The sequence below is a fragment of the Candidatus Culexmicrobium sp. genome (genome assembly GCF_058356305.1).
In genome coordinates this window covers 36,108-47,879 of record NZ_JBTVBB010000026.1, presented here as the reverse complement: position 1 = coordinate 47,879, position 11,772 = coordinate 36,108, and the positions used below count along the sequence as shown (strand labels likewise).

The following is an 11,772-nucleotide window of genomic DNA, read 5'->3' as shown; positions in this document are numbered from 1 at the left end:
AGCATACTCCTTAACCATATGGAACACCTAGAGTGTGTTAATATTATAATGAGTATTAAACAGTTTTCATATTTAATTGAATATTTAGTTATGTTTTGAAGAGTGTTTATGCAATTAATCGTCATGTTGTTGAGTATTGGCAGAGCATTCTGTTCAAGCGGGGTTAAATGCATTGTTCTGAGCGTGTTAAGTATCTAGGTTTATACTGGTCAAAATTTAATTCTCTTGATATCGTCTTCTCTAATTAGGTTTTTGTGAAGCTTTTTGTTTTGGCTGTGTTTGTAATCTTTTTATGTCATATTTGGATATGAAATTTTAATTTAGTATTGGATTGTTAGAATTAAGGTTAATATATTTCAAATATTATGATATTAATTGTAAGTTGTAGGTGTGATGTTATGTCAAATAGCGAAGGGGAACTGAATTTAGCGAAGATTGAATCTGAGCTTAAGGGAAAAACTCTTTTGGTTTATTGGTATATTTTGAAGTCTGCAAAGTCAACTGTTGGTGTACGTGAGATTCAGCGTAAATTGGGTTTTTCTAGTCCAAGTGTAGCTGCATATCATTTGGATAAGTTGATGTCTCTTGGCTTGGTTGAGAAGACTAGAACTGGTGAGTATTATCTTAGGAGGGAGGTTAAGGTAGGTATTTTACAGTTTTTTGTTAGGCTTGGTAGATTTATGCTGCCTAGATATGTTTTTTATTCAATTTGGTTTACTACAATGCTTGTCTTGTATTTGATTTTTTATGGTCATACTGGGAGTATTCATAATATTGTTGCCATAATTTTTGGTTTAGCTGCTTCACTTGTTTTATGGTTTGAGACTATTAGAATTTGGAGGGAGAGGCCGTTCTAAAATGTAGAATAAAAAGGTTGATTTTTAAATTTTAATGTGAGGTTGTTTGCTTTGAGAAGGCTGCTGATAGTTTATGTGTTAGCTGGACTCTTTTTGGCTTTCCTCTTTATGTTTGCCCCGTTATTCTTGATTTCATATCAGCTTGCAAGCATGGAGAAGAGTCCTCCGGAAGCTTACTCTGAAGTTGAGCAGCCTACTAATGTGTCTAGGCTTCCGGATTTTAAGAGTCTTACTCGAATGTCTGAGTCTATATTTGGTATTGAGGGTGCTAAGCCCTATGACTATATGAATCTATTTTTGATGATTGTGTTTAGTTTGTTTTCTGCTTTTATGATGTTTTTTGCTTTGAGGAGAAGAATTGTATGATAACTGTATTTTCATGATATGTTAAATTTGTTTTTTATAAATTTATTTATAGGTGGTTTTATGATTGATGAAGTTCTGAGTAGAGCTGGGTTGAATGAGGGATATGTTGTCGAGTTGACTAGGCGTTTAATTAGGATTCCTAGTGTTAATCCACCTGGGGATGAATCTGAGGTTGCTTTACTAGTAGGTGAGGAGTTGGAGAAGATTGGATTTGATGTAGATTATGTTGAGCCTTCTCCTAAGCGAGTGAATGTTGTTGCTAGATTGAAGGGTGAGGGTGTTGGGAGGACTCTGCTTTTTAATGGGCATTTAGATGTTGTTCCTCCAGGGGATCTGGATAATTGGCATTTTGATCCCTTTGAAGCGGTAGTTAAAGATGGGAGAATTTATGGTCGTGGAGCTTGTGATATGAAGGGTGCTATTGCAGCTTTTATTGGTGCAGTAAAGTCTATTGTTGATGCAAATGTAGTTTTAAAGGGTGATGTTGTTATTCATGCTGTTGCTGATGAAGAGACTGGTGGTAGATTGGGTACTGGATATTTAGTTGATAGGGGTTATGCTAGGGCTGATGGTGCAGTTGTTGGTGAGGGTTCTGTTTTTAATGGAGTTATTTGTTTAAGGCCTGCTGTTAGGGGGTTGTGTTGGATTGAACTTGAGACTAGGGGGAGAGCGGCTCATGCGAGTAGGCCTTGGGCTGGTGTTAATGCTGTTCTTCATATGGCTATGATTTTAATGGCTTTGAAAGATTTTAGATTTAAATGTCCTCCACATAAATATCTTCCAGCCCCAACAGTTTCACCTGGAACTATTATTAGGGGTGGAGTTAAAACAAATGTTATCCCTGATAGATGTATTGCTCATCTTGATGTTAGGATAAATCCAGGCTTGGATGATAAGCTGGTTTTGGATCAATTGAATAGTTTGCTTGTTGCATTGAAGAGGCAAGATCCTAGTCTTTCAGTTTCAATGAGGATTTTGAATTATGCTCCTCCTGCTGAAATTCCTGAAGATTCAGAGTTAATTCAATGTGCTAGGTGGGCTTTTGGATATGTTACTGGAGGCGAGTTGAAGTTGAGGGCTGGTTATGGCTCTAATGATTCTCAATATTTGATAAATAAAGCAAGTATACCTACTATATGTGGATTTGGACCTGGTGACCATCAGTTAGGTAATGCTCATGGACCTGATGAAAATGTGAGTATAGATATTCTAGGTGTCTTCACTAAGATTTATGCATTATTAACTTACAAGTTTACTTCATCCTAACGTTAATTAGTGCATATTAACGTTATTTTTATTCTTGTTGTTGATTTAAATTTTAATGTCGACGTTATTATTTCGTCTTGTCTATTCTTTTATGTCTATTATGCCTGTTTCATCTATTTTGAAGGTGCATTCTGCTTCTGGATGCATGGGACTATCGAATATTCTTGCTATACGTTTATTTCCTTTAGCTTTTCTAAGCCATACTCTATAGGTGCAATTGTGGGCTAATACGTGTCCTCCTGCTGGTTTATTTGGGTTTCCAAAGAATATTGCTGGATTAGCCATTACTTGATTTGTAACTATTACTGCTAAGTTATATGCATCTGCTAGGGATAGCAGTTGCCTTATGTGTCTATTTAATTTTTGTTGTCTTATGGCTAGGTTTTCTCTTCCTGGGAATTCTCCTCTAAAATGTCCAATTAAGCTGTCAACTATAATTAGTCTTACATCATGTTTCTCAATTATATTTGATGCTTCATCTATGATTAGCATTTGATGGTCACTATTATATGCTCTTGCAAAGACAATTTTTCTTAATACTTCTCTTTCGTCTAGATTAAATCTGTATGCTATTTGGATTATTCTTTCTGGTCTAAAGGTTCCTTCAGTGTCTACATATAGTGCTGCTCCTTCAAGTCCTCCCTCTTCTTTCGGTAGTTGGACTGTTACTGATAATTGATGTGCTATTTGTGTTTTACCTGTTCCAAATTCACCTGTAAACTCTGTTATTGACCCTGTTTCAATACCTCCATCTAACAAGTTGTCTAGTGCTTTGCATCCAGTGGTTATTTTTCCAACACTTAATCTGCGTTTTAAGTATTCATCTGCTGTCATGAAGGTTATGTTTAATAGTTCACGTGCATTTCTACAAATTTGGATTGCAATTTTCTCACTTATTCCTGTTGCTTCGCTAATTAGTCTTGGTGGAGTTACAGCTAGTGTTTCAACGTTACTTACACCTATTTCTCTAAGTTTGGAGGCTATTGTTGGGCCTATTCCATTAACTAGTTCAAGTGGATGTGTCATGTTTCATCAAGTAGTTTCTGAATTAAAATTTATATAAAGAATGGATGTCTATGTGGGGGGAGGCCCCCTCATAATTTATTTGCTAAATGTATTCTACTTTTTTTAGGAATTCTATGAAGAATCTGGTTTTAGGGTTTTCTAGGTTTATTTGGTATAGTTTTATTCTGCCTAGGTCTAGCATTTTGATCCAGTTTATTTCCATTAGTTTTTCTATTGCTCTTGAAACGTCTCTTTCATTTAACATGGTTTCTTTTCTTAGAGCATATTTTGAGAATGTTTTGGTTGGCTGTTTACTCATTGTAGCTAGAACTCTTAGTGTACTTATACTGCAAATGGCTTTTTCAATTTCCTCTCTACTTTTCATTTTATTCCTTCCATGTTATGTGATACTTTGCTTCATTCAAGGATTTATTTCGGGTTAATTTAATTCTTCCTGTTTTATTCATAGCTTGATTCAATTTTTATTTGTTTTCAATTATTTTCTTTATTCTATTTATTATATCGTCAATGTAGTGTAATAGTGTTTCTGTGGTTACACCTGATATTCCAATTTTTGTGAATCCTTTAATTGTTATTATTTCTCTTGTTGCTAGGTCGTCTAGTGCTTCGTATAGGTCTTTTACTGGTTTTATGTTATTTGTTTCGCAGATTACTTGATATGTGCTTTTTATTTCATTGAAATGTACATAGGGGGTTTGATTATTTTTTAGTGTTTTTGCTATTGCGAATAGTAGGTATAGTAGTTTTGGTGGTAGTTCAATTATGTCTTCACTTGTTATGGTTGGGCATAGATTTGAGTGTACTAGTCTTACATGTTCTGCTTTTATTGTTGTTGATCCTTTTTGTTCTGCTATTATTCCTGAGTATAATAGTAGGTCTAGTGCATATCTTGCGTCGCCATTTATTGGTGGTGTTGATGATACGTCTGCTATGAAGTCTATTACTTCTTCGCTTACTGCCCCTGGTTTAAAGGCGATTTTACATCTTTCTATTAGTATGTCTTTTAATTGTTTTGAAGTGTAGGGGTTGAATTTTATTTGTATTCTTCCAAGGCTTGATTTTTCTGCTTCATCTAGCATTTTTGTCCATTTTTGGTCTCTGGCTATGAATATTACTCCTATGATGTTGCTGTATCCCTTTGGGGTTGTTTCATCTAGTCTTGTTAAGTCGTATACTATTTTTTCTCTTCCATATTTTTTACAGTGATAGTCAACTTCATCTACTATGATTAGTCCAATTTTTCCTGTGGAGGTTAGAAATTTTATTATTGCATTTAGTATTTCTTCTGGTCCAAATCCTCTTACTGAAATTTCCGGTGTTAATTGCTCTGCTATTGCATTAAATATTAGAAATCTTGATGGTCCTTGACGTCTAAGATTTATGTAGGCTACTCTTAATTCATTTCTCCATTTCTCTGCTTCTTCTATTAGTATTTCACTGAATCTTTTAGCTGTTGCTGTTTTTCCACTTCCAACTCCACCTACTAGTTGTATACATCTTAAATGACTCTTCCATTTTACGGCTTCACTGAATAGGTTTAATAGGAATTTTAATTGCTCTTCTCTGTGTGGTAGTTTTTTGGGTATATAGCTTGGTGATAGACTGTCACGGTTTATGAATATTTTTTGCATTAAATCACCTAGCTATCTTATTTAGTGTTTTTAAATGTAATTAATTTAATTTTACTTCAAGTATTTGCTTGGATTTCTTATTATTTCAACTGTAATCTTAATCCAGCCTATTTCATTGGCTTTTAGCACAATTTTTTCCCAGTCTATTTTTATGATTAGAATTAATAATGCCATGGAGAGTATAATTGAGATTAATCCTGATAAAATTGGATTTTCACCTGTTATAATGCCTAGTCCTCTACCAATAATCACAGTGGCTCCAACTATTATTGTTTTTCCTAGTAAAACTGCTATGAAGAATTTATATGGATTATACTTTGAAATGCTTAGTGGAACATATAGTATGTCGTCGGGTAATGGTAATGCTGCGAAGAGGAAGATTGCTGTGAATAGGCTTTTCTCAAATAATCTACTAAATTTTTGAATTCTTCTTTTTACTTCTTCTGAGAGGAATATGTTTAGTGTGTAGCCCATTAACATTATAATCATTTTTCCAATTGCTGATCCAAGTCCTCCTAGTAGTATAACTGCTATGATTTCGTTTAATGAAAGCTTTAAAACTGATGAATATTCTACTATTACAAGTAAGTATGGTAGTCCAGCGTAGGGTGTAGCGTTACCGATGAATGAAGCTAGAAATATTCCTATTAGGCCGAGGGTTTTAAAGTAGTTGGTAAGGTCGTTTAAGTTGAATTGTATTGAGTTTATTATTTGAAGGCTACTTAAATTATAGTTTCTATTTAGGTAGTTTTTAAAGGTTAAGAGTAGGATTGTGGAGACTGTTAATGCATCCACTTTTCTATGTTCAGCTAAATTGTCTTTAATTTGAAGTGCTATTGGTATTAGAATTATGGCTTGTGTGATGGATATTATGTTTATTATTGTTGCTATGTTGAGTGTGAGTAGAGTTAGAGTTAACATATTTAGTAGTGTAAGTGATTTTTCTAATCCTATTCTTATTGTAGTTGTTTTGTATCCTGCCGTTAAATCTGCATTATAGTCTTCCATGTGGTTTCTTAGTTGAAGTGTTATTGAATAGATTGAGATTAATATTACTATGTGTATTATTTCTAGGTTTATTTTATCATGTGACAGTAGATATCCATGGATGAATAGTTGGTTTCCGAAGAAGAAGGAATGTGAAATTAGGTCTAGTGGAGGTTTTTCCTTGAATCTTATGGGTGGAGCTGAATATAGGATGGCTAGAATAGTCATTGTTAAGTAGTTTATCTTTGATGTTAGGCTTGGTGGGGTTGTGTATAGTCCTGTTATGAATAGTGCTACTGTTATCGTCCATATAACTTTCTTGTTGACTGTTTTTTCGATGAATATGTTATATTTTCTTAGTTGTGGATTTATTTTATCGCTTTCTATATCGTATGCATTGTTAATCCAGTATGATATTGAGAGGTAGCATGAGGTTGAGATTAATAGTTCAGTTATGTTTTTTGGTGTAACTTTTATTTCTGGGATTGAGTAGAGGAATCCAGTTAGTGTGAAGAAGATATATACTCTCCATTCATGTGGGCGGAATGATTTGAATATATGGTTAAGTGTTTGTTTAATAAGTTTCCTCAACACTAACACCGTATATTTTGTTTTGATGGATTGTTTTTTCCTTGGTGACTTCTAGGTATACGTTTATAATTTTTTCAGTTATTATATCCCAGGAGTATTTTTCTACTGCTATTTTTCTTCCAATAGATCCCATTTTTCTAGCTAGTTTCCTGTTGGATAGTAGTAGTATTATTTTTTCAGCAAGTATTTTTTGGTTGCCGGGTGGTATTAGGAATCCATTTTCTCCATCTTTAATTATTTCTGGTAATCCTCCGACTTTTGTGGCTATAATGGGTTTTCCAGTTGCCATTGCTTCTAATGCAACTATTCCAAAGCTTTCTCTGTATAGACTTGGAATTACTACTACTCTTGCTTTTTGATAGTTTTTTAGCAGTTCTTTTTCTGTTACTTTTCCGAGGAATTTTATTTTTTTCTCCAATTTTAGTTGTTTAGCCTTAATTTGTAGTAGTGGTTTCATGTAGCCGTCTCCAATTATTATTAGTTTTGCTTCTGGTATTTCGTTGATGACTTTGGAGAAGGCTTTTACTAGTATATGGGCTCCTTTTCTATGAACTAGTCTTCCAACGAATAGTATTATGGGTTTGTCTTCTTCGTTTTTAGGTGGAGTGAAGCGTTTTATATTTACTCCGTTTGGAATTATTATGCTCTTAGTTTCATTGCCGAGTAGGTTTTCTATGAAGGTGGCAGCGCATTTGCTTACTGAAATTATTCGGTCTGCCTTTGAGATGAAATATCTTAGGAACATTAATCCTTTACATGAAACTAGATGTAAAATTGATGTTGTAGAGTTTCCAGCTATACTGTGATTTGTCAGTATTTTTGGTATTCCTAGCTTGTCTGCAATATGTAGTGTTAGTAGTGGTGTTGGGGTGAAGGCGTGGTGAATGTGGATTATATCTGGGGAGTTTTCTAGGATGGCTTCCTTTATTTTGCTTAGGCTTGGTGGTGTTAATATGCTTTGTATTGGTGTTATGGCTTCAACTTCAATTATTGGTAGTGTATTTTTATTTTCATTTAATTTCTTGTTGTTTGCTTTAGTTAGTATGATTACTTCAAATCCTTTTTCTATGAGGTGTGTTGATAATTCATATACATGTCTTTGAACGCCGCCTATTGTTAGTGGATGCCATTCTGTAACCATTAGTATCTTCAATTTTTCACCATTTATCATACGGAAAACGAATATATATAAGATTTGAAATCATTTACTTGTTGTGGGGAGATTTTAATGAGTAATGGAGATGTATTTCGTATTGAATGGGTGATGTTTAGGGGGATGTTTAGAGTTTTAATTTTGTCTTTGCTTGAAAAGTCGATGATGAGGGGATATCAAATATTAAAGGTTATTCGTGAGTTGACTGGTAGGAGGCCTAGTATGAGTACTATCCATGATATTTTAACTGAGCTTGAGAGAATGAATCTTATTAATAGTATAATTACTCAAACTAGTGAAAAGTATTATCAAATTACTGATCTTGGTGTTAAGGTATTAAATGAAATTAGGGTTAAATGTAAGTCTAGGATTATGAATTTGTTGAATCTAATTTTCGAAACATAAATAGCTTCTCAGTATATATTATCGATGCAATTTAATTGTGACTTGTTAGGGTGATTGGATGTTTACCTTGTCGCCTTTAAGTTTACGTTTAATTTCAATTATATTGACTACTTTAATCTCCTTAGTTTCATCTTCAGTTATACTTTTTCATGTAACTTATTATTGGATTGGAAGATTGAAGTTTAGGGGTAGGAAGACTGTTTTCAGTGAACTTGATTCTTATCCATTAGTTTCTATTGTTGTTCCAGTTAAGAATGAACCCTTAAATATTATAATTAGATTGTTGAATTCTATTGTTAATCAAAATTATCCTAAGGATAAAATTGAGGTTTTAATTGTTAGTGATGATGAGGAGGATTATTTTAAAGTTATTTCATCTAGGATTTTCGATTTCAGCCGTAGATTTGGATTGTCTGTTAGGGTTTTTAGGCGTGTTGTAGGTGTTGGATTTAAGGCGGGGGCACTAAATTATGCTTTACATAGGAGTAGAGGGAAGTATTTTGTTGTTTTTGATGTGGATGCTGTTCCTGAGCCTAATTATTTGAAAAGTGTTGTTTCATATTTGGAGGCTAATGATGATGTTGATGGATTGGCTGTTAAGTGGTCTTCGTTAAATATGGATTCTTCTCCTATATCTGAGGCTCAAGCCGTATCTCTTGACTTTTTAACTTCAATTTTCTTTGATGGGAGGTCTAAGGTTAATGGTCCAATTATTGCTCCTGGATGTGGATGTGTTTTTAGGAGGCAGATTTTACTTGAAATTGGTGGTTGGGATGAAAATTGCTTGGCTGAGGATGTTGAATTGTCTATTAGGCTTTTAATTAATGGTAGGCGTATTGACTATCTTAATAACACCTTTGTTGAGGTTGAAAATCCAGAGACTTATGAGGCCTTTAAGAGGCAGCAGGCTAGATGGATTTATGGTACTACTCAAGTTTTATCTAGGTATTTCTTTAAAATTATTGTTTCTAAAATTCCTATCATTTGGAAGCTGGATTTGATTTTATATTTACTTCAATATCATGTTTTGTTGGCTAATTTTGCTTTTATTCTTTTGGCTTTAGCTTCAATTATAGTTAAAGTAGATTTATTGTTACCTAGTGTTTATTTTTCACCACTGCTTTTGATCTTATCTACTATTCAAGCTTTTTCATATTATAATACTGCTAGGCGTTTAGGTTTTAAGCCTATTGAGAGTATTGTTGTTATGGGTAGATGTACTGCTATGGCTGCAGTTCTTGCCCCAGTAGTGTTGCTACAGAATTTTAAGCTTTTAGCTGGATTGCGTGAGGGATGGTATATTACTCCTAAGGGTCCACTTGCTAGGAGGATTGAGAGTAGGAGTTTGAGTTGGCTTGAATCTTTATTTGCTACCTTCGGTATTTTAATTGGAGTATTACTTCTTCTGTTTGGCTTACCTATATCTGCATCTTGTATTTTCACCTTTAGTATACCCTATGTTTATGTTAGCTGGAAGACTCGTAGGGGTGTTTGGTGATTTAGGAATCAGGACGGTTATATTCCTAGTATTTTCTTTATTTTTTCTCTTGCTTCTAAAAATTTCTTGTCAATATATTTTAATGGTAGTCTTTTTTCGTCTCTAATTATGTTTTGGATCATTCTAATTAATTGTGACATTTCACTTCTAGCATCTACTTCGTCTGGCGCGAACATTTTATACGTATTTCCTATCATGATTTTTGTTGCTAGATGGATTATTGGTAGTTTGGATTTATCTATAGTTTCATTGATTTCGGAGCAGAAATTTCTTATGGTTTCTTCTTTAACTCTTTTACTGAAGTAATGCCATATACATGTGGAGTCAAATCCTAGGGTATAGCATTTGGTTATAGATTTTATATTTTCAATTGATTTTTCCAGCTTTTCATTTATGTCACTTTTCTCATTTATACATTTTAGATTTAGGGCTAGGAGGATGTAGTCGTCAATTACTTTGTTATAGTCACTGTATACTAGTATTAAGTCACATTTCTCTAAGCACTTTAATTTTTCTTTTCCAATTTCTCTTTCTAATCCTATTGTTTTGAGAAGTTCTTTGACAATGTATACTTCATGTAGGTCGAGTACTCCTGAGCTTTTCATTGCATCGTATAGGAGGAATATTAAACGTGATATGTTATTTTTATTCATTTAAGCACCAGGAACATTAGTGTTGGGTTCCATAAAAACTTTGCTTAACTTAGCTGAACTTTCCTAAATTTAAGCTTATGATTCTAGTTGGGCTATGGAAATTATTTGAAGTTGTTTTTTAATATTGATTGGTGGTTTTAATGACGTTGAATGCTGAGGTTTTAAGGTTTGCTGACGAGATTATGGTGAAGGCTCAGTTGGCTTCATGTCTTGAGGTTAGTGGCTATCCTAAGCCTGGTAATGTTCATAGGCTTAGGGATTTTCCTGATACTAGGTTTGAGCATTTTATTGCGGGTTCCATTGCTATTGGTCCTAGTATGCGTTCTTCAGTTTTGAATGGTTTTAGGGCTGGGTTAAATGGGATTGACTTGGTTGATGTGAATGTTGGTTTATTGATTAAGCGTGCAGTTATGGATGTTAAGTGTTTTCATAGTGGTGGTAATACTCATTTTGGAGTTATAGTTTTATTTGTGCCTCTAGCTGTTTCTGCTGGTATGTGTTTTGCTAGGAAGCGTTTTCTTAGTGAGGGAGGGCTTAGAGAATATTTTGTTGAGATTGCTAAGTCTACAACTGTTGAAGATGCATTGAATTTTTATGAGGCTTTGAAGATCGCTGGAGTTGGTGGTTTAGGTAGGCTTTCTTCTCCTGGAATGCCTGATGTTACTTGTGATGATTTTAGGGATAGGATTGTTAAGAGTAATGTTACTTTGTATGATTTAATGAATTTTTCTTCTAGTTGGGATTCGATTGCATTTGAATTTGTAGGTGGATTGGAGAATGTTTTTGGGATTGGTTATCCCTCTTTCATTAATTTTTATAACATGTTTAAAGATGTTAATGTAGCGGTTGTCCATACATTTCTTAAGCTTCTCTCTTTGAAGCCTGATACTCTTATTGCTAGAAAGTATGGTTTACAGTTTACTTCAGATATTATTGAAGCTTTTAATATTGGCTTACAGTTTTCTAGGAGTGTTTCTAGGAGGGCTGCTAGAATATTGGAGTTAGGTGGATTGAAGAGTCTTGAGGGTAGAGAGGAGCTTTATAGATTGGATGAGGAGTTGGCTGAGATGGGTTTGAATCCAGGTTCTACTGCTGATATTCTTGCAACCTCTATTTTCATTGCTCTCTTACTGGGATTTAAATTATAGTTTAATTTTCCTCCATTTTTATTGTCCCTTTAACTTTAAGTGTACCTATTTCTATTCCTGAGAATAATAGTTTTATGTCTAAGTCTAGTTGAAGCTTCTTCCCCATGAAGAAGCCTAATATTTCAGCTATTCTTATTCCTTTAGATATTTTACTCATTTTCTCACCATATAATTTTGTTGCTTTAAATTTT

Annotated in this window: 13 protein-coding genes; 6 read left to right on the top strand and 7 right to left on the bottom strand. The window is 33.9% G+C overall.

Annotated features, from left to right (window positions below; translation table 11 throughout):
- Positions 1-398 precede the first annotated feature (398 nt).
- Genes ACW8TM_RS07875 through ACW8TM_RS07865 form a run of 3 tightly spaced genes read left to right on the top strand, consistent with a single transcriptional unit; the run spans position 399 to position 2,489 of the window.
- Positions 399-857: a helix-turn-helix domain-containing protein gene (locus tag ACW8TM_RS07875; RefSeq protein WP_491532743.1), complete on the top strand. Its 459-nt coding sequence runs from the start codon at positions 399-401 to the stop codon at positions 855-857.
- A gap of 51 nt (positions 858-908) precedes the next feature.
- Positions 909-1,223 (top strand): hypothetical protein, encoded by a 315-nt coding sequence (locus ACW8TM_RS07870; RefSeq protein WP_491532742.1) that lies wholly within the window; start codon positions 909-911, stop codon positions 1,221-1,223.
- Between the two features lie 60 nt (positions 1,224-1,283).
- The gene (locus ACW8TM_RS07865; protein ID WP_491532741.1) at positions 1,284-2,489 is read left to right on the top strand and encodes a M20 family metallopeptidase; all 1,206 of its coding nucleotides are present in this window, start codon (positions 1,284-1,286) and stop codon (positions 2,487-2,489) included.
- 81 nt (positions 2,490-2,570) lie between these two features.
- Here ACW8TM_RS07865 and radA read toward each other — a convergent pair whose 3' ends face one another.
- The 5 genes from radA to ACW8TM_RS07840 all read right to left on the bottom strand — a co-directional run bounded on the left by radA (position 2,571) and on the right by ACW8TM_RS07840 (position 7,877).
- Positions 2,571-3,515: a DNA repair and recombination protein RadA gene (gene radA, locus ACW8TM_RS07860; RefSeq protein WP_491532740.1), complete on the bottom strand. Its 945-nt coding sequence runs from the start codon at positions 3,513-3,515 to the stop codon at positions 2,571-2,573.
- An 82-nt stretch (positions 3,516-3,597) separates the two neighbouring features.
- Positions 3,598-3,879, bottom strand: coding sequence for a hypothetical protein (locus tag ACW8TM_RS07855; RefSeq protein ID WP_491532739.1), 282 nt, complete (start codon positions 3,877-3,879; stop codon positions 3,598-3,600).
- Positions 3,880-3,976: 97 nt separating this feature from the next.
- Positions 3,977-5,146, bottom strand: a complete 1,170-nt coding sequence (locus ACW8TM_RS07850; RefSeq protein ID WP_491532738.1) for a Cdc6/Cdc18 family protein — start codon at positions 5,144-5,146, stop codon at positions 3,977-3,979.
- Positions 5,147-5,197: 51 nt separating this feature from the next.
- The gene (locus ACW8TM_RS07845; RefSeq protein ID WP_491532737.1) at positions 5,198-6,724 is read right to left on the bottom strand and encodes a UbiA family prenyltransferase; all 1,527 of its coding nucleotides are present in this window, start codon (positions 6,722-6,724) and stop codon (positions 5,198-5,200) included.
- Positions 6,708-7,877 (bottom strand): glycosyltransferase family 4 protein, encoded by a 1,170-nt coding sequence (locus ACW8TM_RS07840; RefSeq protein ID WP_491532736.1) that lies wholly within the window; start codon positions 7,875-7,877, stop codon positions 6,708-6,710. The genes ACW8TM_RS07845 and ACW8TM_RS07840 overlap by 17 nt, the downstream gene beginning before the upstream one ends.
- A gap of 75 nt (positions 7,878-7,952) precedes the next feature.
- On the opposite strand from ACW8TM_RS07840, the gene ACW8TM_RS07835 reads away from it, so the two are divergent.
- Positions 7,953-8,282: a PadR family transcriptional regulator gene (locus tag ACW8TM_RS07835; protein WP_491532735.1), complete on the top strand. Its 330-nt coding sequence runs from the start codon at positions 7,953-7,955 to the stop codon at positions 8,280-8,282.
- A gap of 58 nt (positions 8,283-8,340) precedes the next feature.
- Entirely contained in the window at positions 8,341-9,780 is a 1,440-nt protein-coding gene (locus tag ACW8TM_RS07830) for a glycosyltransferase family 2 protein (RefSeq protein WP_491532734.1), read from the top strand.
- Between the two features lie 17 nt (positions 9,781-9,797).
- Here ACW8TM_RS07830 and ACW8TM_RS07825 read toward each other — a convergent pair whose 3' ends face one another.
- Positions 9,798-10,433, bottom strand: a complete 636-nt coding sequence (locus tag ACW8TM_RS07825; RefSeq protein WP_491532733.1) for an apurinic/apyrimidinic endonuclease family protein — start codon at positions 10,431-10,433, stop codon at positions 9,798-9,800.
- Between the two features lie 140 nt (positions 10,434-10,573).
- On the opposite strand from ACW8TM_RS07825, the gene ACW8TM_RS07820 reads away from it, so the two are divergent.
- Entirely contained in the window at positions 10,574-11,581 is a 1,008-nt protein-coding gene (locus ACW8TM_RS07820; protein WP_491532732.1) for a triphosphoribosyl-dephospho-CoA synthase, read from the top strand.
- 1 nt (position 11,582) lies between these two features.
- On the opposite strand, the gene ACW8TM_RS07815 is transcribed toward ACW8TM_RS07820, so the two are convergent.
- Positions 11,583-11,738 (bottom strand): hypothetical protein, encoded by a 156-nt coding sequence (locus ACW8TM_RS07815; RefSeq protein ID WP_491532731.1) that lies wholly within the window; start codon positions 11,736-11,738, stop codon positions 11,583-11,585.
- Positions 11,739-11,772 lie beyond the last annotated feature (34 nt).